Raw genomic sequence first — 25,290 nt, forward strand, 5'->3', positions numbered from 1 at the left:
TCCCTCCACCTGCCCGCGAACTGTCACTTGAGGCTAGTTCCGGGGCCCGTGACTAGCGTTTGGTGACAGTTCGCGGGCTGGAGGGGGTGGCTGCGGCGATGGCGTCGGCGGCTCGGACGAGGGTGAGGTGCGAGAGCGCCTGCGGGGTGTTGCCGACCTGCCGCGCCTGCTGCACGTCGTACTCCTCGGACAGCAGGCCCAGGTCGTTGCGGAAGGACAGCAGCCGGTCCATCAGCTCGCGGGCGTCGTCGAGTCGGCCCGAGGCCGCGTACTGCTGCACGAGCCAGAACGAGCACGCGAGGAACGGGTGCTCGTCGCCCGGCAGGCCGTCGACCCCGCTCGTCGTGCGGTAGCGCAGGAGCAGACCGTCCTGGAGGAGGTCCTCCTCGATCGCGGCCACCGTCGCGAGCATGCGCGGGTCGTCGGGCGCCACGTAGCCGATCTGCGCGAGGACGAGCAGCGACGCGTCGACCTCGGTCGTCCCGGCATGCTGGACGTAGCACCCGCGTGCGTGGTCGACGTTCTCGCGCTCGATCGTCTCGCGGAGGGTCTCGCGCAGGGCCTCCCAACGTTCGACGGGCCCGTCCATGCCGTGCTCGCGAACCGCTCGGACGCCGCGGTCGAGCGCCGCCCAGATCATGGCGCGCGAGTGGGTGAAGTGCTGCTCGTCGCCCCGCACCTCCCAGATGCCGCGGTCGGGGCGGTTCCAGTGCTCCTCGAGGACGCCGAGCAGCGCGCGCTGGAGGCTCCACGAGAAGTCGTCGTCCGCGAGACCGACCGAGCGCGCCTCGTCGAGGGCGATCATCACAGACCCGAAGACGTCGCCCTGGTACTGCGTGTAGGCGCCGTTGCCGACGCGCACGGGGGCGGCACCGAGGTAGCCGGGGAGGCTGTCGAGCTCCTCCTCCACGAGGTGGCGTTCGCCGGCGAGGCCGTACATGATCTGCAGGTCGTTCGGGTCACCGGCTATCGCCCGGAGGAGCCACCTGCGCCAGTCGTGCGCCTCCTCGGTGAAGCCGTGCTGCATGAGGGCTTCGAGGGTCAGCGAGGCGTCGCGCAACCAGACGTAGCGGTAGTCCCAGTTCCGGACGCCCCCGAACGACTCCGGCAGGCTCGTGGTCGCGGCGGCGACGATGCCCCCGGTGTCCTCGTGGGTCAGGGCGCGAAGGACGAGCAGCGACCGCACGACCGCCTCCTCGTACTCGTCGGCGGGATCGCAGCGGGACGCCCAGTCGCGCCACCAGGCGATCGTGTGGTCGATGCGCGGGCCGACGTCGACCGGGTCCGGCACCTCGCGGTGCGAGGGGTACCAGGTGAGGGTGAGGTCGACGGTGTCGCCCGCGGAGACCTCGACGGTCGCCGAGTGGGCGTGATCGGACGCCGTCAGGTGCACGCCGCGGACCACGACGGCGTCGGGGCCGGCGACGGCGACGATCCCGGAGCCGTCCGGGAGCTGCCGCACCCACGGGATCGCGTCGGCGTACCCGAAGCGGAGGCGAACCTCGACGTCGACCGCGACGGTGCCGCTGAGCCCCTCGATCCGGCGGACCACATCCGCCCGGCGGTCGCCGTGGGGCATGAGGTCGGTCACGCGCACCTGGCCGTCGGGGGTCGTCCAGACGGTCTCGAGGACGAAGGTGTCGTCGAGGTAGGCGCGGCTCGCCGTCGCCCGCGCGTCGGCGGGCCGGACCGTCCAGCAGCCGTGGTCCTCGGTGCCGAGCAGCGCACCGAACATCGACGGCGAGTCAAACCGGGGGAGGCACAGCCAGTCGATGCTGCCCTCCGACGAGACGAGCGCGGCGGTGTGGCAATCACCGATGAGGGCGTAATCCTCGATGGGGCTGGGCATGCACCCATGCTGCCACGCCGCCGCGCGCCTGCCTGGGAGTGATGCTCCGTGACTTCTCAGGGTGGATCGGGTAACGTAGGTGAGTCGGCTCTAGACACCGCGTTTGTACCGCGGAGGGTTATGTCAGTCTGGTGGGCCGGTTTCGTCGGAGAGAACTCCGCGAACACACACATGATGTGGACGGCCCCGGCCAGTGATCGCCCGGGTATGAGCATGCCGCAGCGCAGCCGAGGTTTCGGATGGCGCTGTGTGAGTCATGCAGGTTGTTCATGCGAACGAGTTATAACCCGGAAAGCATTTCTCCATGCCCAAGAACAACACCCCCGCCGGCAAACGCCCGGCCAAGAACTTCGACCCCAAGTCCAAGTACGGCGAGAACAAGCGGCCCTTCGGTTCGCGTCCCGGCGCGAAGTCCGGCAGCAAGAGCGAAGGCCACCGCGGCTACCGTCCCGACGCCGGTGGAGCGCCGCAGAAGTCTCGCTGGAACGCAGACGAGCGTGCCGAGCGCGCCGCCCGCTTCGAGTCGGAGGAGCGCGGCGACCGCGCACCCCGCGGCGACCGCAACGAGCGTCCTGCCTACAACCGTGGTGGCGACCGCAATGAGCGTCCCGCGTACAACCGTGGTGGCGACCGAAATGAGCGTCCCGCGTACAACCGTGGTGGCGACCGCAACGAGCGCCCCGCCTACAACCGTGGTGAGCGGACTGAGCGTCCTTCGTACGGCGACCGCAATGGGCGCCCGTCGTACAACCGCGGCGAGCGGACCGAGCGTCCCTCCTACGGTGACCGGAACGAGCGTCCTGCGTACAACCGTGGTGAGCGGTCCGAGCGTCCGTCGTACGGTGACCGCAATGAGCGTCCTGCGTACAACCGCGGTGGCGACCGGAACGAGCGTCCTGCGTACAACCGTGGTGAGCGGTCCGAGCGTCCGTCGTACGGTGACCGCAATGAGCGCCCGTCGTACAACCGCGGCGAGCGGACCGAGCGTCCCTCCTACGGTGACCGGAACGAGCGTCCTGCCTACAACCGTGGTGAGCGGTCCGAGCGTCCCTCGTACGGCGACCGGAACGACCGTCCCGCGTACAACCGTGGTGGCGACCGCAACGAGCGTCCGGCCTACAACCGGGGTGAGCGCACGGAGCGTCCCTCGTACGGTGACCGCACCGAGCGTGCCGCGTACAACCGCGGCGAGCGGACCGAGCGTCCCTCGTACGGTGACCGCACCGAGCGTCCCGCGTACAACCGTGGCGAGCGGACCGAGCGTCCCTCCTACGGTGACCGCCCGGCCCGTCAGGGTGACCCGCGTCAGGCGAACCGCACCGACCGCCCCGCGCGTTCCTACGACGACCGTCCGAAGCGTTCCTTCGAGGAGCGTCCGGCGCGTTCGTACGACGACCGCCCCAAGCGGTCCTTCGACGACCGCCCGAAGCGTTCCTTCGACGACCGCGGCGCGTCCGACGCCGGCCGCGGCAGCGACTACTACCCGAAGCGCGACGCCGGCTCCTACACGCCCCAGGACGACGTGGTGCTCGAGCGCCTCGAGGCCGACGCGATCCAGGCCGGCGACGTCGAGGGTGTGACGTTCGAGAGCCTCGGCCTCGGCGGCAACATCGTCCGTGCGCTCGCCGAGCTCGGCGCCGACAGCCCGTTCCCGATCCAGGCGGCGACCATCCCGGACGTCATCGCGGGCCGCGACGTACTCGGCCGTGGCCGCACCGGCTCCGGGAAGACCATCGCCTTCGGTGCCCCGCTCGTCGAGAAGCTCATGGAGAACGGTGGCGGCAAGAACCGCAAGCCGGGTCGCAAGCCCCGCGCCCTCATCCTCGCCCCGACGCGTGAGCTCGCCCTGCAGATCGACCGCACCGTGCAGCCCATCGCGCGCGCCGTCGGCCTCTTCACCACGCAGATCTACGGCGGTGTCCCGCAGGGTCGCCAGGTCGGCGCACTGCAGCGCGGCGTCGACATCATCGTCGGTACGCCCGGTCGCATCGAGGACCTCATCGAGCAGGGTCGCCTCGACCTCTCGCAGGTCACGGTGACCGTCCTCGACGAGGCCGACCACATGTGCGACCTCGGCTTCCTCGAGCCCGTGCAGCGCATCCTGCGTCGCACCGCGCCCGACGGCCAGAAGCTCCTCTTCTCCGCCACCCTCGACAAGGGTGTCGCAGCCCTCGTCAACGAGTTCCTCCCGAACCCGTCGGTGCACGAGGTCGCCGGTGAGGACCAGGCGTCCTCCACGATCGACCACCGCGTGCTGGTGGTGGAGCACAAGGGCAAGGACCGCCTCATCGAGGAGCTCGTCAACCGCACCGAGAAGACCCTCGTGTTCGCCCGCACCCGGGCGTACGCCGAGCGTCTCGCGGAGCAGCTCGGCATGGCGGGTATCCCCGCCGTCTCGCTCCACGGCGACCTCAACCAGGCGCGCCGCACGCGCAACCTGGAGAAGCTCACCTCGGGTCGGGTCAACGTGCTCGTCGCCACCGACGTCGCCGCCCGCGGCATCCACGTCGACGACATCACGCTCGTCGTGCAGGCCGACGCCCCGGACGAGTACAAGACGTACCTGCACCGTGCCGGCCGCACCGGCCGTGCCGGCAAGATCGGTCGCGTCGTCACGATCATCCCCAAGGCCCGTCGCCGCCGGATGACCGAACTGCTCGACCGCGCTGAGATCGAGGCCGCGTTCGACGACGCCGCCCCCGGCGACCAGCTCGTCGAGGACATCGCCACCGCGTAGTCCGCACCGCATCAGGAACGCCCGCCGAGCTCACGCTCGGCGGGCGTTCTCGCGTGTCAGGGGGTGAGGGCCGCGCGTTCGTCGTCGCGCGGCGCGAGGACGACGGCGTCGTCGACCCCGTCGAAGGTCCGGACCGGACGGGTGGCGTCCCAACGCTGCCAGCCCGGGTCGCCCGCCTTCGCGAACGCGACCCAGGCGTCGTGCATCGCGGTCGCGAGCGACTGCGGCGCCGAGGGGCCCGCCATCCGGACGGCCTCCGGCGAGTCGAGGTGGTCGAACACGAAGCCGATCTCCATCGCGTGGGCGGCTCCGAGGGCACCGGGCCCGTCCTCGCCGACGGGGCTCCGCCAAGCGAACTCGTACACCCACGTGTCCGCACCCGCGGCTGCACGCGCGTCGGCGACCCGGTTGAGTGGCACGCGCAACAGGACGTCCGTCGCCATCGCACCGAGGATCTCCCCGGTCGAGGCCTTCGGACGGTTCCGTCGGAAGGTGCGGACCGTCGCCGCGGGGATCCCGAGCTTGAGGCGTGCCGCGAGCAGATGGACGCGTTTGATCGTCGGGAGGAGTCCCGTCGGAACGAACCACAGTCGGTACTCCTCCGTCGTGCTGCCGATGAGGACGGGGATGCCGGCCGCCCGTCCGGCGAGCAACGCATCGAACGGACTGTCCGGTACGAGTGGTGCGGCTGTCGCGACCGCGAAGCCGGCGCCGCCGTTCAGCGGGTTGCCGCCCGCCATGGCCCGCTCCTGCGCGGCCACGAGCCCCTCCGGTGGAACACGTCGGAAGCCTGCTCGGGTGGTGGCGACCCCCAGATCCTTCGCCATGAGCTTCGAGATGCGGCCCGCCCGCTCGCGCGTCTGCGCCTCCAGCGGCCCGCTCTGGATGATCGCCCGGCGCATCACGGCTGGAGCGTCCGGGTGGGTGAGGAGCGTCGCCACCGAGGCGCCGCCCGCGGACTCGCCGAACACGGTGACGTTGTCGGGGTCGCCGCCGAACCGGGCGATCTCGTCCTGGACCCAGGTCAGGGCCGCCAGTTGGTCGGCGATGCCGAGGTTCAGCGGGACGTCGTCGAGCACCGAGAACCCCTCGGACCCGAGACGGTAGTTGACGGAGACGAGGACGACGCCGTCGCGAGCGAATGCGGTGCCGTCGTAGGCGTCGAGCGCGTTGGAGCCGTGGACGAACGAGCCTCCGTGGATCCAGACCATCACCGGGCGCAGGGCGGTCGACGGCTCAGTCGGTGTCCACACGTTGACGTTGAGGATCTCGTTCCCCGGCACGGTCACCGTGGAGAGGAGGTCGCCGACCGCGCCGGCATACGGGGCCTGCGGTGCGGTGGCGCCGGGCCGGGTCGCGTCGCGCGGCTCGTCCCAGGGCTCGACCGGCTGGGGGAGGCGGAACCGGTCGTCGCCGAACGGCGCCGCCGCATACGGGATGCCGAGGAAGCTGGAGACACCGCCCGCACTGCGTCCGGTGACCGGGCCGCTGCCGGTGTCGACGGTGATCGGCGTGGGCTGGTCGTCCGACCGGGTGTCGTCGTCGGCCGGTTCCAGCCCAGGGTCGATGCTCATACGCGTCCGTTCGTCAATGCTCGGGTGACCAACTGTATCGACGGCGGTCGTACGCGCGCCTGTGCATCGGACGGGAGACGGGTGCGGAAGACTGGAACGATGCAGATCCGTCCGTTCACCCCAGCCGACACCGACGCCGTCATCGCCCTCTGGCACACCGTGGGGCTCACACGACCGTGGAACGACCCGGCGAAGGACATCGAGCGCAAGTCGACGACGCAGCCCGAGCTGTTCCTCGTCGCGGTGGATGCCGATGGCGCCCTCATCGGCACGGCGATGGTGGGGTACGACGGCCACCGCGGATGGGTGCACTACCTGGCCGTGTCACCGGCGCAGCAGGGTGGTGGACTCGGTCGGGGGCTCATGGCCGAGGCCGAGCGCCTGCTCATCGGACTCGGGTGCCCGAAGATCAACCTCATGGTCCGGACGGGCAACGACCGCGTGATCGGGTTCTACGAGGCGCTCGGGTACGGCACCGACGAGGTCGCGCTGCTCAGCAAGCGGCTCATCCCCGACGCCTGAGGCTCCGGGTCAGAAGAGGGTCGGCTGGACCTGCAGGCCGGTCGTGACGAACTCCGGCGCCCGCTTGCGCAGCTCGGCCCGCTCGCCGTACCCGTCGCGCAACATGCCGAGCGCCGACGAGCGGACACCCCCGGTGGCCGGGTCCTCGGTGCCGCGCTCGAGCCCGTGGTCGCGGATCATCGGGCGGATGCGCGCTGCCAGCCACTTCCGGTACTCCTTCGGGGCGTAGGCGCCGTCGGCGTACATCGAGGTGTACCGGTCGACGAGCTCGGGGTGCTCCCGCGACAGCCACTGCATGAACCAGGGCTTGACGCCGGCCTTCAGGTACAGGGTCGAGAAGAGGACGGTGCTCGTGCCGGCCTCGCGGATGCGCGACAGGGCGAGGTCGAGGTGGTCGACGGTGTCGGTCAGGTAGGGGAGGATCGGCATCATGAAGACCCCGACGTCGAAGCCGAGGTCGGCAGCGGCGCGGACGGTCGCGAGTCTGGCCGCCGCCGTCGGGGTGCCGGGCTCGATCGACTGCTGCAGCTCGTCGTCGTAGATGGCGATCGACATGGCGAGGTCGACCGGCACGCGCTCAGCGACCTCGGCCAGGAGGGGCAGGTCGCGCCGGAGCAGCGTGCCCTTCGTCAGGATCGAGAACGGGGTTCCCGAGTCGGCGAGGGCCTTGATGATCCCCGGCATGAGGCGGTACTTGCCCTCGGCGCGCTGGTACGGGTCGGTGTTCGTGCCGAGTGCCACCGGGTGCCTGCCCCAGCTCGCCTTCGCGAGCTCCTTCTCGAGGACCTCGGCGACGTTCACCTTGACGATGAGCTGCGAGTCGAAGTCCTTCCCGGCATCGAGGTCCAGGTACGAATGCGTCGGTCGGGCGAAGCAGTACACGCAGGCATGGGAGCAGCCCCGATAGGGGTTGATGGTCCACCCGAACGGCATCACGGACTGGCCGGGCACGCGGTTGAGTGCGGACTTCGCGAGCACCTCGTGGAAGGTGATCCCGGCGAACTCGGGCGTCTGGACGCTGCGCACGAGGTTGTTCAGCTTCGCGAGGCCCGGCAGCGCCGACGTCGTCTCAACCCCGAGTTCCTGTCCGCTCCACCGCATGCCTCCATTAGAACATACGTTCGAGTCCTCCGGGTGACTCCGGACGATCAGTTCCGGATGACGGGGCCCGGACCGGCGGCGAGACTCCACCACACGAGGGCGGCGCTCACGAGCCAGAAGGCGACCATGAAGCACCAGTCGCGGGTGCGGAAGGGGATGCGGGTCCGCTCCGTCCGCTGCGGATGGGCGCCGAACGCGCGGGAGTCCATGGCGAGCGCGACCCGCTCCGCGTGACGGATGGCACCGGCCAGCAGCGGCACGACGGTGCCGGCGGCGCGGCGGACGGCGGCGATCGGTCCGCGACCCTCGGCCATGCCGCGGACCCGGTGGGCGGAACGGATGACCTCCAGCTCGTGCCCGAACCGCGGCACGAACCGGTAGGCGGCGAGCGCCGTGTACCCGATCCGATACGGGACGCGCAGCTGCTGGATCATCGCGCGGACGAACTCCGGGCCGGTCGAGGTGAGGCCGCCGATGCAGGCGAGGACGAGGAGGGCCGCGAGCCGCAGTGCCGTCGCGAGGCCGACGAGCAGCGCCCCGAGGAAGAACCGGTAGTCGCCGACCTGGAACAGCAGGACGGACTGGTCGACGCGGCTCGGGTCGGTCCACAGGCCGAAGCTGAACGACATGATCGCGACGATGAGCGGCAGTGCCACGAAGAGCAGGAGGGCGACCGTCCGCGTGAGACTGGCCCCGACGAGGATGACCACGACCGCGAGGGCGATGAACAGCGTCGGCGTGACCGGGTCCCTCGTGAACGCGAGCAGGATCATCGCCGGGAGCGGAGCACCGAGCTTCGCGAGCGGGTTCAACCGGTACAGGAATCGACCGGCCGGTGCCGTGCTCGACGCGTACGGGTCGATCGTCGTGGCGCTCATCGGGCGGCCGCCCCGGGCAGGTCGTCGAGTCTCGACAGGTGCCGCCAGTCGGGGTGGTTCGTCAGCGAGCGCATCGCCTGGGCGAGCGGCGGTGGCCGGAGCCCCGCGCGGCGCAGGAGCTCGTCGTCGCTGAGGACCGCGGCGGTCGTGTCGTGGGCGAGCAGGCGACCGTCGGCCATGACCGCGACGTGACTCGCGTGATCGGCGACGAGCTGGAGGTCGTGGGTCACGACGAGGACTGTGGTGCCCTGCGCGTTGAGTCCGGCGAGGAGGTCCAGGAGCTCGTTCGCCCGCGCCCGGTCCTGACCGAAGGTCGGTTCGTCGAGCGCGAGCACCGGAGCTCCGGCGATGAGGGCGCTCCCGACGGACAGTCGGCGCTTCTGGCCGCCGGAGAGGAGGAACGGATGCACGTCGCGGGCGGATGCCAGGCCGAACCGCCGCAGCAGGTCGTCGACGCGCCGCTCGATCCCGGTGTCGTCGACGCCCCGGATCCGCAGGCCGTGCGCGAGTTCGTCGTGGACGGTGTGGGCGATGAACTGGTGCTCGGGGTTCTGGAAGACGAAGCCGATGTGCGCCGCGATCGTCCGGACGTCGCTGCGCGCCGGGTCGATCCCGCCGACGTCGATGCGGCCGCGGGGTGGCCGAACCACCCCGGCGATCGCCTGGAGCAGGGTCGTCTTGCCTGCACCGTTCGTCCCGATCACCGCGAGGAAGTCGCCCGTCCCGACCTCGAGGCTCACCTCGTGGAGGATCGGGGTGCGCCAGCGGCCCCGACCGCGTTCGACGCTGAGCCGGTCGACGCGGACCGCGACCGGTCCCTCGGCGGTGACCGGCGCGACGGCTACCGTCGGCGGCGGCGTCGGCAGCGCGATCGCGTCGAGTGCGGCGGTCAACTCGGCGGGTGTCAGGGGGAGGTCCGGCAACGCGACACCGGCCGACCGCAGACGCAGCGCGGCGAGCGTCGCGACGGGAAGCCAGACACCCATGGCGAGGAGCTCGTCGAGGTGTCCGAGCAGGACGTCGCGGGTCGGGCCGTCGAAGGCGAGCCGCCCGTCGCGATCGAGGACGACGACCCGGTCGACGAGGTCGATGGCGGCGTCGAGGTTGTGCTCGACGAGCAGGATCGCGTGCCGCTTCCCGGCGCCGTCCGGTCCGGAGACGAGTGAACGGAGGGCGGCGTAGACCTCCTCGATCCCGGCCGGATCGAGGTTCGCCGTCGGCTCGTCGAGGACGAGGAGGTCGCTCCCCATGGCCAGGGCGCAGGCGATCGCGAGTCGCTGTCGGCCTCCGCCTGAGAGTCGGTCGGGGTTCTCAGCCCGGCGCTCCCAGAGCCCGACCTGCCGGAGCGCGCGCTCGGCGCGGGACAGCACCTCCTCGACGGGGAGCAGGAGGTTCTCCGGGCCGAAGCACACCTCGTCGAGGACCGTTCCGGTGACGATCTGCGCGTCGGGGTCCTGGAACACCATCGCCACGTGCTCGCTCAACTGCGCGACCGTCGAGGTGGCCGTGTCGAGCCCGCCGGTGACCACAGCACCCTCGAACTCGGCCGGGACGGCGTGGGGGACGAGGCCGTTGAGGGCCAGCGCGAGCGTCGACTTCCCCGAGCCGCTCGGCCCGAGCAGGAGGACCACCTCACCGGATGCGACCTGGAACGACACGTCGTCCGGGGTCCACTCCTCACGCTCGTCGTGGCGGATGCGCACCCGCCGGACGACGGTGGCGGGGTGCGTCGGCGGTACGGGGTCCACTCAGGCCCGCGTGCCGGCCGAGCCGCGGTCGCGCTGCAGGGGTTTCGCGATGGACCGCCCCACACCGGCTCTCGCGAGGGCCGCTGCGACCGCCCGCCCGAGCGCGGTGAAGGCGATCGGGCTGAGGACGAAGAGCGCGATGTAGACCGTCTGGGCGAGGGGTGCGAAATGCTCGATCCCGAGGACGACGAGCACGGAGCCGCCGAAGACGAGTCCGGCGATGCCCGCTGCCAGGTAGAAGACCCAGGCCCTCCAGACGCGGTAACGCGACACGGCGAAGGGGATCTCCTGCAGGAGCCCGATCGCGAGGCCGGTGCCGAAGTACCGGAAGAACCACTGCGGGCTGAACGCCGCTGAGACGAGGCCGGCGGTGAGCCCGGTCATGAGGGCCACGCCACCACGTCGGAGGAGCGCCTGCGAGACGACGCCCGGCAGGAAGTACACGCCGATGATGAGGCCGTAGAGCACGGGGGCGGTCGCGGAGATCGTGCCGCCGACGTACCCGGAGACGACGAAGACGAGGCCGCCGCCGACGCCGATGGCGGCGCAGGTCAGCAGCAGTCGCGTACTCAGACGTTGCATGAGCCCACCTTCACGAGCAGCCGATCTCCTGAGGACAGCCTATCCTTTATCAGCCTGTCGAGACGCCGGTGGACATCGCTCGGAACGGGGTCCCGAGCGCCCCGTCCGGGCGATCAGATCGAGCGTCGGCGCGGGGTCAGACGGACGTTCGGCAAGGGCGGCGCCGGAATGCGGTCCGTGCCGTGGCCGGCGACCGACCCGAAGCGCGGCGACCCCGCCTCCCAGTCCTCCCGGGCGGACGCGATGTCCTCGTGGCTGCGACCGACGAAATTCCACCACATGACCAGCTCCTCCGGGAACGGCGTCCCTCCGAGGAGCACGAAGCGGGCACCGGTCGCGCTCCGGAGCTCGAGGCGATCGCACCCGGGCGCCAGGTAGAGCAACGGGCCGGAGCCGAGTTCGACGCCGCCGACCTCGAGCGCCCCGTCGATCACCAGGACGCCGTGCTCGAAGGACGGATCCACCGGCACCTCGACGACGGTGTCGGCCTCGAGCGTCACGTCGGCACCGAGCAGGGGCGAGTGGACGGTCGCGGTCGACGTCACGCCGCCCAGCGTGCCGATGAGGACGGTCGCCTCCAATCCTGGAGCGCGGTGGACGGGCAGGTCCGTGTGCTGCTCGAACGCAGCCGGCACCTGGGCGGCGGCCTCCGGGAGCGCCACCCACAGCTGGAGGCCGTGCATGGCGGCCGCCTCCTCGCCCACCGAGAACTCGGAGTGCGACACGCCTCGACCGCTCGTCATGAGGTTGAGCTCGCCCGGGCGGACGACCACGTCGCTGCCCACGCTGTCGCGGTGGCGGATGTCGCCGACGAGCGGCCACGTCACGGTCTGCAGGCCGGTGTGCGGATGCGGCAGCACGCGCATCAGTGAGCGGTCCTCGTCGAAGCGGTCGAGGAAGCACCAGGCGCCGATCATCGGCAGCTCGCGCTGCGGAAGGGTGCGATGGACGCTCAGGCCGCGGACACCGCCGAGGGGGACCTCGCGGGCCTCGAGGAGTCTCGTCCCGGATCCGTCAGGTGCGTGGCAGACGCTGGGGACCGGGTCGGCGTCGAGTCTCGTCATGAGCGCCTCCTTATCACGGACAACGCTACTCCCGCTCGGCCTGACCTCGGCCCGGACCGACGTGGTTGACTGGGCGCGGGGCCCGTCCGGCTCCGCCGCTGCCGAGATTGGGGATCCCATGGGCCTGTTCGACAAGCATGAGGACGCACCGGAACCGCTCGCCCGCGGCCTCTGGCACGACCGCATCGGCACGTTCGCGACCCGGAGCATCCAGACGCTCGCCATCGTCGCGGTCGCCGCACTGATCGTCTTCGCGCTGACCCAGCTCTCCCTCGTGATGATCCCCGTCGTCATCGCACTCATCCTCGCCTCGGCGATCTACCCGCTCATGCGGTGGATGCGGTCGAAGGGGCTCCCGTCGATCCTCGCCACCTGGATCGCCCTCGTCTCGATCCTCGTCGTCCTCGGCGGCATCGGATGGCTCATCGTCTGGGCCGTTCGCAGCCAGTGGGACGACCTCGTCGACTCCGCCTCGAAGGGCTTCGGGCAGCTGCAGGACTGGCTCGGCACCCTGCCGTTCGACATCGACGAGAAGCAGATCGAGGACGCCAAGCAGACCGCGGTCGACTTCCTCACCTCGAGCCAGTTCGGCAGCGGGGCACTCGCCGGGGTCTCCGCGACGGCGAGCTTCCTCACCGGCCTGGTGCTCATGGTCGTCGTCCTGTTCTTCTTCCTCAAGGACGGACCGCGGCTCTGGGAGTTCCTGCTCCGTCCCTTCACCGGAACCGCGTACGACCGCGCCAAGCGCATCGGCGGCAAGACGGTGGACACCCTCGGCGGGTACGTGCGCGGCACCGCCACGATCGCGGCCGTCGACGCGATCGGCATCGGCATCGGCCTCGCGATCATCGGGGTCCCGCTCGCGCTGCCGCTCAGCGTCATCGTGTTCCTGACCGCCTTCATCCCGATCGTCGGTGCGACCGCCGCCGGCATCCTCGCGGCCCTCGTCGCGCTCGTCGCCAACGGTCCGGTCGCCGCCCTCATCGTCGTCGGCATCGTCGTGCTCGTGAACCAGCTCGAGGGCAACTTCCTCCAGCCCGTCGTCATGGCACGCTCGCTCAAGCTGCACGCCCTCGTCGTCCTCCTCGCCTTGACCGCCGGCACCATCCTCGGCGGCATCGTCGGCGCGGTCCTCGCCGTCCCGATCGCCGCGGTCGCGTGGGGCATCATCGGTGTCTGGAACGGTCCGGACCAGCCCGCCGAGCCCATGCGGCAGAAGCGACCCGAGTCCGTCTGAGCGAGGCCGTCCGGGTCGTGGGTCCGCCCGCCGGATAGCATGTGATCGTGGACCCCCACGATCTCCTCGGCCTCGTCTTCGAGGTCTTCACCTGGATCGGCTTCGGCAGCGCCGTCGTCGTGCTGCTCGTCATGCTCATCGCGCGGGCCGCGGACGGCAGCTGGGTGGAGACGCACGGGGTCATCGTGGACGTGCCGGAGGACGCGGGCGGCGGTGACGTCGATCGAGGTCCGGGGCGCGAGGTCCGCTGGATGACCGAGGCGGCCGAGCTGTATTCACGACCCGTCACGGATGCGGAGTTCGACGCCCTGCGCGACCCCGAGGAGCCGAACGTCTTCTACGCCCGTCGGGAACCGTCGCGCGCACGCTTCCGCCGGACGGCCGATCACACGAGGGCGCTCCGGCTGCTCTTCGGCGTGACCTTCGGCATCGGCGTCGTCTGCTCCATCGCCTCGATCGTCCTGCTGTTCGTCGCCGACACCGGGGCCTGAGCGCCCGCTCCCTGGTCCCTGAGCCTGTCGAAGGGCGACGCTCGGGTAGGCTGTGAACACGAGCGTCGACACCTGGTCCGCTCGCTCTCCCGGAGGCATCGCATGACGGAACGGTGGGCCCGTGTCGCCCGCGGCACCGCCGCAGCCGCGTTCGCCACCTTCGCCGCAGCCCTCTCGCACACGATCGGCGGGGTCGCCGCACCGTCCGCGTTCGTCCTCCTGGTCGGCGGCACCTTCGCCGTCCTGGTCTGCGTCCTCCTCGCCGGCCGCCGCATCACCGCACTCGGGGTCGTCGCCTCCGTGCTCGTGAGCCAGCTCGGCTACCACGCGCTCTTCACCCTCGTCCCGAGCACCGTCAGTGCCACGGTCGCATCCGGCGGTGCGACCGGCCCCGCGAACTGGCACCGGCACGGGGTCGTCGAACTCGCGACCGGCGGCGTCACCGCGGCGCACACCCACGGCGACACCACGATGTGGGCGGCGCACCTCGTCGCGGCCGTCGCGACCATCGCAGCCATCCTGTTCGCCGAACGCGCGACGCTCGCCGCGCTCGCCGCCCTGACCGTCCGGATCCTCGCCCGCCGTGCCGCACCGACGCACCTCGTCCCCGCGCCCCGCCGGGTGCGCTGGGTCCGCGTCAACCGTCGTCCCCGCAACCTCGGGGTGGTCCTGCTCCACCTGCGACACCGCGGTCCGCCGGCGCTCGCCGCCGCCTGACCGACGCACCACCCTCCGACCGGGACGGGTGCCGTGCGTGGCCGGTCGGCCCCGACGCAGCAGCACCCTTCGGCGCGCCATCCGGCGTGACCATCCCCTTTCCGCACGCTCGACGCCGTGCGGATCAGTCGACAGGACGATCATGAACGCAACCACCCCCCGCCCGACCTTCCGCAAGCCCGCCGTGCTCGGTGCCATCGCCATCGGCGCCGGAGCGCTCCTCGCGGTCGGCGCACCGCTCGCCGCCAGCGCTCACGTCAGCGTCACGCCGACCTCCACCGCCGCCGGCTCCTACACGGTGCTGAGCTTCGCCGTCGGTCACGGCTGCGACGGCTCGCCCACGACGAGCCTCTCCTTCGAGATCCCCGAGGAGATCAACGCCGTGACGCCGACGGTCAACCCGAACTGGACCATCGACAAGCAGATGGCCCCGCTCGCGAAGCCCATCACCGACAGTCACGGTGAGCAGCTCGCCGAGCGCGTCGGCACGGTCGTCTACACGGCCAAGACGCCGCTCGCCGACGGCTACCGCGACACCGTCTCCTTCCAGGTCCAGCTGCCGGCCGACGCCGAGGGCAAGACGCTCGTCTTCCCCGTGACGCAGACGTGCGAGGTCGGCCAGACCGACTGGACCGACGTCGCGAAGGACGGTCAGACCGAGGACGACCTCGAGTCGCCGGCGCCGGTCGTGGTCGTGACCGCTGCCGAGGCCGGCGACCACCACGGTGGTGCCGCCATGGACGACGACGGTGACGGCGACCACACCGAGGCCGCTGCCTCGACCGACGCCGGCACCACCGACGTGCTGGGCCGCGTGCTCGGCATCGCCGGTCTCGTCGTCGGTGCCGCCGGCATCGTCATCGCTGCCTCCGCACGCCGCGCAGCGTCCGACGCGAAGCGCCAGGCCTGATGACGGTCTCCCGTCGTCGCCGTCTCGTCGGCACCGCTGCGACCGCGTTCCTCGCGGTCGCAGCAGTGCTCGCCGTGGCCCAGCCGGCCTCAGCGCACAACAGCATCATCTCGACGACACCGGCCGAGGGGTCGACGATCACCGAACAGCCGGAGCAACTCGTCATCACGACGAACGACAACCTGCTCGACCTCGGGGACGCCGGCCAGTCCAACCAGATCCAGGTGACCGGCCCGGGCGACGAGCGACTGTTCTACGGCACCGCGTGCGCAGCGGTCAACGGGCCCGCGCTCGTCATGCCGCTGCAGCTCGGTGAAGCGGGTGAGTACACCGTCGTCTGGCAGCTCGTCTCGACCGACGGCCACCCGCTGTCGGGCAGCTACACCTTCGAGTGGGCGCCGGCCGAGGGCCAGGAACTCGCCGCGGGGAGCGCGAAGCCCGCGTGCGCGACGAGTGGTGCCTCCACGGTCGAACCCTCGTCGGAGGCGGGTGGTGTCGAGCCGGAGTCGTCCGCTGGCGGGCTCAGTGGCGATGTGTGGTGGATCGTCGGCGCGATCGGCGTCGTCCTGATCGCCGGCATCGGCGTGCTGCTCGTGACCCGGCGGAAGCCGGAGCCGACCTCGGACGACCAGGGCACGGACTCCTCCGCGCCCTGAGCCGCACCCGTTCCGGTCCCTGAGCCGCACTCCGTCCGGTCCCTGAGCCGCACCCCGCCCGGTCCCTGAGCTTGTCGAAGGGCGGTCCGGTCGATGGTGTCCTCGGATGGCGAGGTGCTTCGTGGGCACTTCGACAGGCTCAGTGACCGGGGGAGGTGACACGCTTCGGTCCCTGAGCTTGTCGAAGGGTAGTCCGGTCGATGGTGTCCTCGGATGGCAAGGTGCTTCGTGGGCACTTCGACAGGCTCAGTGACCGGTGGAGGTGACACGCTTCGGTCCCTGAGCTTGTTGAAGGGTAGTCCGGTCGATGGTGTCCTCGGATGGCGAGGTGCTTCGTGGGCACTTCGACAGGCTCAGTGACCGGGGGAGGGTCGGGCGAGCGGGTCCCGGTCCCGACACAACGGAACAGCCCCGCCATCCTCGAGAGGATGACGGGGCTGTTGGGTTGTTACCGGTGTAGCTTGCGGGTGAACCCGCGGTCGGCTACTTTGCCGGCGGCATCAGCACCGAGTCGATGAGGTACACGGTCGCGTTGGCGGTCTTGACGCCACCGCAGATGACCTTGGCACCGTTGACGGTGATGTTGTCACCCGAGCCCTCGACCTTGACGGTTCCACCCTCGACGGTGGTCTGCTCACCGTCGATGTCGGACGGAGCGATCTGGCCGGGGATCACGTGGTACGTGAGGATCGAGGTCAGCGTCGCAGCGCCCTCAGGCGTCTTGAGGCTGTCGATCGTCGCGGCGTCGATCTTCTTGAACGCGTCGTCGACCGGGGCGAAGACGGTGAACTCGGAGCCGTTCAGCGTGTCGACGAGGTTGACGTCGGGGTTCAGCTGGCCGGAGACCGCAGCGGTGAGCGTGGTCAGCAGCGGGTTGTTGGACGCGGCGACGGCGACCGGGTCGGCCGACATGCCGGCGACGGAGCCAGCACCGTCCGGGACGGCGTCAGCGTAGGCGGCGCAGCCCGAGCCGACGAGGTCCGCTGCGGGGTCTGCAGCCATCGACTCGGTGGGAGCGGAGCTCGGCTCCATCGAGGAACCGCTGTCGGAGCTGGAGCCGCTGGAACAGGCTGCGAGGCCGAAGGTCGCGACGGCGGCGAGTGCGAGCACTGCCATGTGGTTTCGCTTGATGGTACGCATGTGATTCTCCTTTGATGAGGTTTGGACCGGTTGTCGAGTGCCTCTCAGAACCGGCCCTCGATGACACTTCGGAGCCCCCACGGGGGTGGTTTGGAAAAAGATCCGATCGCGTGTCGGACGGGGTCGCGCATTAAGAGGAGCGAAATTCTTCGGATCCGTTCCTGTGGAGGGGCACCGGGGTGTCAGCTGCTGCGGCTACGATCGACGGATGAGCTGGAGCACCGAACCCGACTGGATCCCGGACGACGCGGACGCTCCCGACGACTTCGACGCCCCACCGCCCGACGACGCGTACCTCGGCGGTGGTGTCGCGTGGGGGAGTGGAGCGGTCGCGTCCGCTCCAGCCGCTCCGCCCGCAGCGGCTCCGGTGGCTGCCCGTGCGGCCGGCCAGAAGTTCGCCACGGCGCAGGAGGCACTCCACACCGTCTTCGGGTACGACGCGTTCCGCGGCGAGCAGCAGCAGATCATCGAGCAGGTCGCCGGTGGCGGCGACGCGGTCGTCCTCATGCCGACGGGTGGGGGCAAGAGCCTCTGCTACCAGATCCCCGCCCTGCTCCGACCGGGCACCGGCATCGTCGTCTCCCCGCTCATCGCGCTCATGCAGGATCAGGTCGACGCACTCCTCGCCGTCGGCGTCCGTGCCGCGTTCCTCAACTCGACGCAGGATCCCGCTGAGCGTTCGCGGGTCGAACAGGCCTACCTCGCCGGCGAGCTCGACCTCCTCTACGTCGCGCCCGAGCGCCTGAGCTCCGAGGCGACCCGGCGGTTCCTCGGCCAGGGCACCATCGCCCTGCTCGCGATCGACGAGGCGCACTGTGTGTCGCAGTGGGGGCACGACTTCCGCCCCGACTACCTCATGCTCGGCGAGCTCGCCGAACGCTGGCCCGACGTCCCGCGCATCGCGCTCACCGCGACCGCCACCGACGCGACGCACCAGGAGATCACGCAGCGGCTCCATCTCGGCGAGGCGAAGCACTTCGTCTCGAGCTTCGACCGCCCGAACATCCAGTACCGGATCGTCGGCAAGAACGAGGTCCGCAAGCAGCTCGTCGCGTTCGTGAAGGAACAGCCGGCCGGCACCGCCGGGATCGTCTACTGCCTCAGCCGCAAGACGGTGGAGCAGACGGCGCAGCTCCTGCGCGACAACGGGGTGGACGCCGTGGCGTACCACGCCGGACTCGACGCCTCCGTGCGAGCGGCTGCGCAGTCCCGCTTCCTCCGCGAGGACGGTGTCGTGGTCGTCGCGACCATCGCCTTCGGGATGGGCATCGACAAGCCCGACGTCCGGTTCGTCGCCCACGTCGACCTCCCGAAGAGCGTCGAGGGCTACTACCAGGAGACCGGCCGTGCGGGGCGCGACGGCGAGCCGTCGATCGCCTGGCTCGCCTACGGCCTGCAGGACGTCGTCCAGCAGCGGCGCATGATCGCGGAATCACCGGGCGACCTCGCGCACCAGCGCAACCTCAGCGCCCACCTCGACGCGATGCTGGCCCTCTGCGAGACCGTCGACTGCCGCCGGGTCAACCTGCTGCGCTACTTCGGTCAGCCCTCCACGCCGTGCGGCAACTGCGACACCTGCCTCGAACCACCGGTCACCTGGGACGGCACCGTGCCGGCGCAGAAACTCCTCTCGACGATCGTGCGCCTGAAGCGCGAGCGCAACCAGTCCTTCGGCGCGGGGCAGATCATCGACATCCTCCGCGGCAAGCGGACCGACCGCGTCGCCCAGCAGCGGCACGATGAACTCGCGACCTTCGGCATCGGTGAGGACCTCAGCGACCAGGAGTGGCGCGGCGTGGTCCGTCAGTTGCTCGCACGCGACCTCCTGGCCACCGTCGGCGAGTACGGCACGCTCGGCCTTACCGACGGGAGCGCCGAGGTGCTCGCAGGGAACCGACCGGTGGCCATGCGTCGCGAGCCGGAACGTGCCGCCCGCTCCTCGTCGAGGTCGTCCTCGCGCTCGTCGAGCGCGAACGCCGAGCTCGAGCCGGCCGCGGCCGAGTTGTTCCAGGCCCTGCGTGCCTGGCGCGCCGGGGTGGCGAAGGAGCAGGGCGTCCCCGCCTACATCGTCTTCGGCGACGCGACGCTGCGCGAGGTCGCGACGGCGAAGCCCGACTCGCTCGGTGCGCTCGACGGCATCAGCGGCATCGGTGCGAAGAAGCTCGACGCCTACGGGCAGGCGCTCATCGAGGTCGTCGCCGCCAACGCCTGACGCCGCTCCTGGGAGCGAGCTGCGACAGCTGTGGGGGAGGACCAAGTCGATCGACGACGATGGGGCGGGCCCTTGTCCACATCCCACAGGCGCTTTCACCCATCGTTATGACAGTCCTACCATTGTGGGAGGTTTTCATGGGTGAAAGGCAGGACACAGCGATGGTCGACACAGCGATCCGGACGAGCGTCAGCGGTACGACGGCAGCGACGGTCGAGGTGGCGCCGTCCGACGCGAGGATCGACGTCCCCGCGCTCGCGCACCAGCTGCTCGGCACCTGGCCGGAGGCCCGTCTCGCGTCGCGTGCGCTCGCCGCCAAGCCGGAGATGCAGCGGATCGAGGGCCAGTCGATGGACGACCACCGCGACCGCGTCTTCCACCAGCTGAAGCTCCTCGTCGAGAACGGCCAGGTGCTCAAGGCGTTCCCGAAGCGCCTCGGCGGCGCCGACGACCACGGCGGCAACATCGCCGGGTTCGAGGAGCTCGTCCTCGCCGACCCGTCCCTCCAGATCAAGTCCGGTGTCCAGTGGGGCCTCTTCGGTGCGGCGATCCTGCACCTCGGCACCGAGCCGCACCACGACGCGTTCCTGCCCGGCGCGATGAACCTCGACGTCCCCGGTGCATTCGCGATGACGGAGTCCGGTCACGGCTCCGACGTCGCCTCGATCGCGACGACCGCGACGTACGACCCGGAGACCCAGGAGTTCGTCATCGACACCCCGTTCCGCGCGGCGTGGAAGGACTACCTCGGCAACGCGGCCGTGCACGGCAAGGCGGCGACCCTGTTCGCGCAGCTCATCACGAACGGCGTGAACCACGGCGTGCACTGCTTCTACGTGCCCATCCGCGACGACGAGGGCGCATTCCTGCCCGGGATCGGCGGCGAGGACGACGGCCTGAAGGGCGGGCTCAACGGCATCGACAACGGCCGGCTGCACTTCACCGGCGTCCGCGTGCCGCGCACCAACCTCCTCAACCGCTACGGCGACGTCGCCGAGGACGGCACCTACTCCTCGCCCATCAAGAGCCCCGGGCGACGCTTCTTCACCATGCTCGGCACGCTCGTCCAGGGCCGGGTGTCGCTCGACGGAGCCGCGACGTCGGCCTCCGCCCTCGCCCTGCAGATCGCGATCACCTACGGCAGTGAGCGTCGGCAGTTCAACGCGGGCAGCGACACCCAGGAGGAGGTCATCCTCGACTACCAGCGCCACCAGCGACGGCTCCTGCCGCGCCTCGCGACGACGTACGCGCAGATCTTCGCCCACGACCGGCTGCTCGTGAAGTTCGACGAGGTCTTCAGCGGCAAGGCCGACTCGGACGACGACCGTCAGGACCTCGAGACCCTCGCGGCGGCCCTCAAGCCGCTGTCGACCTGGCACGCGCTCGACACGCTCCAGGAGGCGCGCGAGGCGTGCGGTGGCAACGGCTTCCTCGCGGAGAACCGCCTCACCGGCCTGCGCGCCGACCTCGACGTCTACGCGACCTTCGAGGGCGACAACAACGTGCTGCTGCAGCTCGTCGCCAAGCGCCTCCTCACCGACTACAGCCGGAAGTTCGCGAAGGTCGACGCCGGTGCGCTCGCCCGCTACGTCGTGGAGCAGGCGACCGACCGCGCCGTGCACAGCAGTGGACTCCGGAGCCTCGCGCAGACCGTGAAGGACTTCGGGTCGACCGCGCGCTCGGTGAGCCAGCTGCGCGACACGAACGTCCAGCGCGAGCTGCTGACCGAGCGCGTCGAGTCGATGATCGCCGAGGTCGCGACGAAGCTGCGCGGCGCCAACAAGCTCTCCAAGCAGGCCGCGTCCGACCTGTTCAACGCGCACCAGAACGAGCTCATCGAGGCGGCGCGCGCTCATGGCGAGCTCCTCCAGTGGGAGGCGTTCACCGAGGGTGTCGAGCAGATTCAGGACCCCGGCACCAAGCAGGTGCTGACCTGGGTGCACGACCTCTTCGGGCTCTCGCTCATCGAGAAGCACCTTGCCTGGTACCTCATCCACGGGCGCCTCTCCCCGCAGCGCGGCCAGGCCGTCAGCGCCTACGTCGACCGCCTCATCGCCCGCTTGCGTCCGCACGCCCTCGACCTCGTCGAAGCGTTCGGCTTCGCCCCCGAGCATGTGCGCGCACCCATCGCGACCGGCCAGGAGGCGCAGCGCCAGCAGGAGGCCGCCGACTACTTCGCCGAGCTCCGTGCCTCGGGCGACGCACCCGTCGACGAGAAGACGCTCACGAAGAAGTCCCGCTGACCACGCGCGGTTGACGGGAGGCAGATCGTCGTCCGCGCAAGGGTCCGGCGACGATATGCCTCACCTCGCGCCGCGCGATAGGGTGCCGACATGACGTTCAACGACAACGCCGACATCAGCGGGAACAAGGTCAAGCGACGGGGCCGCACGACCGGCATCGCCGTCGGTGGCGGCGCGGTCGGCGTCATCGTGATCGCCCTGATCTCGCAGTTCCTCGGGGTCGACGTGTCGGGTATCCTCGGCGGCGGTGGCGTCGGCGGGGGCCAGCAGGAGGAGAGCCAGCTCTCCGATGAATGCCAGACCGGTGCCGACGCGAACGCGAACGTCGACTGCCGCATGGGTGGTGCCTACTCGTCGCTCGACGCCTACTGGGCCGAGGAGCTGCCCGCGCTCGGCGCCGACTACACCTCGCCGGCGGACTTCATCATCTTCGACCAGCAGACGAACACCGGTTGCGGTGCCGCCACGAGCGCCACCGGCCCGTTCTACTGCCCGCCGGACCAGACCATCTACATCGACACCAGCTTCTACGCCGAACTGCGCGACCGCTTCGGCGCTTCGGGCGGACCGCTCGCCGAGATGTACGTCGTCGCCCACGAGTGGGGGCACCACATCCAGGCGCTCACCGGCATCATGGACCGCGCCGACCGCAGCGGTACGGGTCCGACCTCCGACTCCGTCCGCATCGAGGTCCAGGCCGACTGCTTCGCCGGCGCCTGGGTCGCCGCGGCGTCCGACACCGAGGACGCGAAGGGCGTCGCCTTCCTGAAGCCCGTGACCCAGCAGGAGATCGACGACGCCCTGAGCGCCGCGGCGGCTGTCGGCGACGACCGCATTCAGGAGGCGGCGACCGGCCAGGTGAACCCCGAGGCCTGGACCCACGGCTCCGCCGAGCAGCGGCAGCGCTGGTTCATGACCGGCTACCAGTCCGGTCCGTCCGCGTGCGACACCTTCTCGGTGTCGGCCGACCAGCTCTGACCGGCGTGCCGGGTGCGGCATGCTAGATGAGACACGTGTCGTGAACACAGGAGGAAGTGGACCGTATGGGTGAGCCGTATCCCGAAATCGAGCCGTACGAGACCGGCATGCTCGACGTCGGCGACGGGCAGTCGCTGTACTGGGAGACCTCCGGCAACCCCGACGGCAAGCCCGTCGTGTTCCTCCACGGTGGCCCGGGCGGCGCGACGAGCCCCATCCACCGTCGGCTCTTCGACCCGAAGCGCTACCGCATCGTCCTCGTCGACCAGCGCGGCTGCGGCAAGAGCACCCCGCACGCGAGCGATCCGGCGGCCGACCTGTCGACGAACACCACCTGGCACCTCGTCGCCGACCTCGAGGTCCTCCGGAAGGCGCTGAAGATCAAGCGCTGGATGGTGTTCGGCGGGTCCTGGGGCTCGACGCTCGCGCTCGCGTATGCGCAGAAACACACGAAGCGTGTCACCGAGCTCGTGCTCCGAGGCATCTTCACGCTGCGCGACGCCGAGCTCGACTGGTTCTACGAGGGTGGTGCCTCCGCGGTCTTCCCCGACCTGTGGGAGGGCTACCTCGAGCCGATCCCGGTCGGTGAGCGCCGTCACCTCATCGAGGCCTACCACCGGCGTCTGTTCGACGAGGACCCGGCCGTCCACGGGCCGGCGGCCGTCGCCTGGTCGCGGTGGGAGTCCTCGACGATCACCCTGCTCCCGCAGGAGGAGACCGTCGCCCGGTTCACCGACCCGCACTTCGCGGTGGCGTTCGCGCGCATCGAGAACCACTTCTTCACGAACAAGGGCTGGTTCGAACCCGAGCAGCTCATCCGTGATGCCGGCAAACTCGCCGGAGTCCCCGGCGTGATCGTCCAGGGCCGCTACGACATGTGCACCCCGGTCTTCACCGCGTGGGACCTGCATCGGGCCTGGCCGGAAGCGGACTTCACGATCGTCCCCGACGCGGGCCACGCCTTCGACGAGCCGGGCATCCTGTCGGCACTCATCGATGCGACGGACCGCTTCGCGAAGGACTGAGGGGCGGACGAGCCACGGGCTGCGGCACCGCCCGAGGCTCAGGAGACGACGATGAGCGGGTTGACCTTCGCGCCCGTCAGCTCCATCGTGTTGCCACTCTGGGTGAGGCTCACCGCAGGGTAGGACGTGAACGCGCAGGACGACACGGCGCGGTTCGGGCCGAACTTGTTGTTCGTGACCTTCGCCGTCTGCGTCCACGACTGCTTCACCTGCAGTTTGAGCGAGCAGTGGCCGCCGTCGATCCAGTTGCCGTCGACCGTCAGGTTGACGTTGTTCTGCTCGGCGCCGCCGAGGATCGCGAAGTTGGACGCTCCGCGGATCGTGTTGCCCACGACCCGGAGGTTCTGCCCCTGCAGGATCTGGATGTTGTCGTTGTGGGTGGCCCGCCCGCCTTGCGCCGGGTCGTTCGCATAGTCCACGGTGTTCTCCAGCAGGGACTTCTCGATCAGCACGTTGTCACCGTGGATCTTGACCGAGTCGACGTTCCCGACGACGTGGACGTTGCGCGCCGTGAAGTCCCACCCCTTGATGCCGTCGAAGTAGACGGACGGGAACTCGGCCGTGACGTCCACGTGGTCGATGACGAGGTTGTCGTATCCGTAGTTCGTGATGAGGCCGACCGCGAAGCCTTTCGCCTTGCCGCCGCGGACGATCGAGTTCTTGATGGTCACGTTCGCCGCTCGCACGGTCACGAACCCGTGGATGTCCAGCCCGTCGATGACGGTCCCGGCCTCAGTGATCGTGAGGTCGCCGTCGTGTCTGGTGAGCGAGGTCCCCGACGGCACGCCGGTGGTGGATGCCGACGGCTTTGACGTCGACCCGGCCGGAGCCGCTGCCGGGGTGGAGGCTGCGGCCTTGCCGAAGCCGATCGTCGCGGCCGAGCCTGCGGAGCCCGAGAGGTAGCTCCAGACGCGGACTGGGCCGGCAGCGCTGACGCGGGTGGCGGAGCTGTCGGAGGCGCTCTGCTGCCACGAGGGCTTGGTGGTGCCCTCCACCCACGCGCGGACGGAGAGCTTCACCGGATTCGATCCGGACACCGTCCCCTCCAGGTTCAGCTGTTGTCCGGTGGCGACCGTGATCCCGGTGGCGCCGCTGACGAGTGAGGTTTCAGCTCCAGCGACGACACGGGAGATGCTGACGGTGACCTCGCCGTTCGCCAGGATGCGCGCCTTGGCGCGATATCCCGCGGCGTTCGACGGGGCTCGGAGCTGGACGGCGACGTACGCGGTCCGCTGTGCCGGTACGGTGAACTGCGCCGACGCCGTGGTGTCGGCGAGATTCGACGCGGTCACGACCGCGGCAGCCGAGGCGCCCGGTGCGACACTCAAGGACCCCGAGGTCGCGGCGTTCGCAGCGGTCGGGACGGCGAGCATCGTCGCGAGGGTGACGACGATCGCCATGATCGCGGCGCCGAGAGGTGTGCGGACGCCGGTCGGAGCCGATGCGATCGAGGAGTGTCTGCGGCGGTTCGGTCGTGCTGATCGTGGATACCCGTTCATGGGTGGAGTCCTCCGTCGGACGTCGTGTTACGGTTCGGCGGATCCCGGCCCCCGGTCGGTCCCTGTTCGTGATCCGTTAACCTTGCAGTACGGCCCCAGGGAGCGCAAGTTGCCGCTGACCAGGATA

General features: G+C 70.3%; 20 protein-coding genes. 11 read left to right on the forward strand and 9 right to left on the reverse strand.

All coding sequences use genetic code 11. From position 1 onward, the window contains the following. Positions 1-52 precede the first annotated feature (52 nt). Complete coding sequence (locus EAO79_RS08355) at positions 53-1,909, reverse strand: glycoside hydrolase family 15 protein (RefSeq protein ID WP_256386834.1); 1,857 nt, start codon at positions 1,907-1,909, stop codon at positions 53-55. 244 nt (positions 1,910-2,153) lie between these two features. On the opposite strand from EAO79_RS08355, the gene EAO79_RS08360 reads away from it, so the two are divergent. Further along, positions 2,154-4,586: a DEAD/DEAH box helicase gene (locus tag EAO79_RS08360; RefSeq protein ID WP_124768691.1), complete on the forward strand. Its 2,433-nt coding sequence runs from the start codon at positions 2,154-2,156 to the stop codon at positions 4,584-4,586. 56 nt (positions 4,587-4,642) lie between these two features. Here the strand turns inward: EAO79_RS08360 and EAO79_RS08365 are convergent, their stop codons facing one another. Further along, a complete protein-coding gene (locus tag EAO79_RS08365) occupies positions 4,643-6,160 on the reverse strand; it encodes a carboxylesterase/lipase family protein (RefSeq protein WP_124768692.1) in 1,518 nt (505 codons plus the stop codon). 99 nt (positions 6,161-6,259) lie between these two features. On the opposite strand from EAO79_RS08365, the gene EAO79_RS08370 reads away from it, so the two are divergent. Continuing rightward, complete coding sequence (locus EAO79_RS08370; protein WP_124768693.1) at positions 6,260-6,682, forward strand: GNAT family acetyltransferase; 423 nt, start codon at positions 6,260-6,262, stop codon at positions 6,680-6,682. 9 nt (positions 6,683-6,691) lie between these two features. Here the strand turns inward: EAO79_RS08370 and EAO79_RS08375 are convergent, their stop codons facing one another. From EAO79_RS08375 to EAO79_RS08395, 5 genes are all read right to left on the reverse strand, one after another. Beyond that, complete coding sequence (locus EAO79_RS08375; RefSeq protein WP_124768694.1) at positions 6,692-7,783, reverse strand: Rv2578c family radical SAM protein; 1,092 nt, start codon at positions 7,781-7,783, stop codon at positions 6,692-6,694. 47 nt (positions 7,784-7,830) lie between these two features. Beyond that, positions 7,831-8,661, reverse strand: coding sequence for an energy-coupling factor transporter transmembrane protein EcfT (locus tag EAO79_RS08380; protein WP_124768695.1), 831 nt, complete (start codon positions 8,659-8,661; stop codon positions 7,831-7,833). Further along, positions 8,658-10,409: an ABC transporter ATP-binding protein gene (locus tag EAO79_RS08385; RefSeq protein ID WP_124768696.1), complete on the reverse strand. Its 1,752-nt coding sequence runs from the start codon at positions 10,407-10,409 to the stop codon at positions 8,658-8,660. Before EAO79_RS08385 ends, EAO79_RS08380 begins: the two co-directional genes overlap by 4 nt. Continuing rightward, positions 10,410-10,991 carry an ECF transporter S component gene (locus EAO79_RS08390; RefSeq protein WP_079705103.1) on the reverse strand — a complete coding sequence of 194 codons (582 nt, stop codon included), beginning with the start codon at positions 10,989-10,991 and terminating at the stop codon, positions 10,410-10,412. A gap of 113 nt (positions 10,992-11,104) precedes the next feature. Then, positions 11,105-12,055, reverse strand: coding sequence for a pirin family protein (locus EAO79_RS08395; protein ID WP_124768697.1), 951 nt, complete (start codon positions 12,053-12,055; stop codon positions 11,105-11,107). A gap of 118 nt (positions 12,056-12,173) precedes the next feature. Here EAO79_RS08395 and EAO79_RS08400 point away from each other — a divergent pair, with 118 nt between their 5' ends. The 5 genes from EAO79_RS08400 (at position 12,174) to EAO79_RS08420 (ending at position 16,066) form a co-directional block, all read left to right on the forward strand. Then, entirely contained in the window at positions 12,174-13,292 is a 1,119-nt protein-coding gene (locus tag EAO79_RS08400) for an AI-2E family transporter (RefSeq protein WP_079705105.1), read from the forward strand. A gap of 47 nt (positions 13,293-13,339) precedes the next feature. After that, positions 13,340-13,783, forward strand: a complete 444-nt coding sequence (locus EAO79_RS08405; protein ID WP_164486920.1) for a DUF3592 domain-containing protein — start codon at positions 13,340-13,342, stop codon at positions 13,781-13,783. A gap of 102 nt (positions 13,784-13,885) precedes the next feature. Further along, on the forward strand, positions 13,886-14,500 hold the full coding sequence (locus EAO79_RS08410; RefSeq protein WP_124768699.1) for a hypothetical protein: 615 nt from the start codon (positions 13,886-13,888) through the stop codon (positions 14,498-14,500). Positions 14,501-14,642: 142 nt separating this feature from the next. Then, positions 14,643-15,410 carry a YcnI family protein gene (locus tag EAO79_RS08415; protein ID WP_124768700.1) on the forward strand — a complete coding sequence of 256 codons (768 nt, stop codon included), beginning with the start codon at positions 14,643-14,645 and terminating at the stop codon, positions 15,408-15,410. Beyond that, on the forward strand, positions 15,410-16,066 hold the full coding sequence (locus EAO79_RS08420; RefSeq protein ID WP_124768701.1) for a copper resistance CopC family protein: 657 nt from the start codon (positions 15,410-15,412) through the stop codon (positions 16,064-16,066). The genes EAO79_RS08415 and EAO79_RS08420 overlap by 1 nt, the downstream gene beginning before the upstream one ends. Before the next feature lie 483 nt (positions 16,067-16,549). Here the strand turns inward: EAO79_RS08420 and EAO79_RS08425 are convergent, their stop codons facing one another. Continuing rightward, a complete protein-coding gene (locus tag EAO79_RS08425) occupies positions 16,550-17,206 on the reverse strand; it encodes a fasciclin domain-containing protein (RefSeq protein ID WP_079705110.1) in 657 nt (218 codons plus the stop codon). 208 nt (positions 17,207-17,414) lie between these two features. Here EAO79_RS08425 and recQ point away from each other — a divergent pair, with 208 nt between their 5' ends. The 4 genes from recQ (at position 17,415) to pip (ending at position 23,664) form a co-directional block, all read left to right on the forward strand. Further along, positions 17,415-19,418: a DNA helicase RecQ gene (recQ, locus tag EAO79_RS08430; protein WP_124768702.1), complete on the forward strand. Its 2,004-nt coding sequence runs from the start codon at positions 17,415-17,417 to the stop codon at positions 19,416-19,418. Between the two features lie 161 nt (positions 19,419-19,579). Then, a complete protein-coding gene (locus tag EAO79_RS08435) occupies positions 19,580-21,661 on the forward strand; it encodes an acyl-CoA dehydrogenase (RefSeq protein WP_124768703.1) in 2,082 nt (693 codons plus the stop codon). Between the two features lie 90 nt (positions 21,662-21,751). Further along, complete coding sequence (locus EAO79_RS08440) at positions 21,752-22,639, forward strand: neutral zinc metallopeptidase (RefSeq protein ID WP_124768704.1); 888 nt, start codon at positions 21,752-21,754, stop codon at positions 22,637-22,639. 65 nt (positions 22,640-22,704) lie between these two features. Next, positions 22,705-23,664, forward strand: a complete 960-nt coding sequence (gene pip / locus EAO79_RS08445) for a prolyl aminopeptidase (protein WP_079705114.1) — start codon at positions 22,705-22,707, stop codon at positions 23,662-23,664. A gap of 38 nt (positions 23,665-23,702) precedes the next feature. Here pip and EAO79_RS08450 read toward each other — a convergent pair whose 3' ends face one another. Further along, positions 23,703-25,163, reverse strand: a complete 1,461-nt coding sequence (locus EAO79_RS08450) for a hypothetical protein (protein ID WP_124768705.1) — start codon at positions 25,161-25,163, stop codon at positions 23,703-23,705. Positions 25,164-25,290 lie beyond the last annotated feature (127 nt).

Source organism: Plantibacter sp. PA-3-X8, from assembly GCF_003856975.1.
Classification (GTDB): domain Bacteria; phylum Actinomycetota; class Actinomycetes; order Actinomycetales; family Microbacteriaceae; genus Plantibacter; species Plantibacter auratus.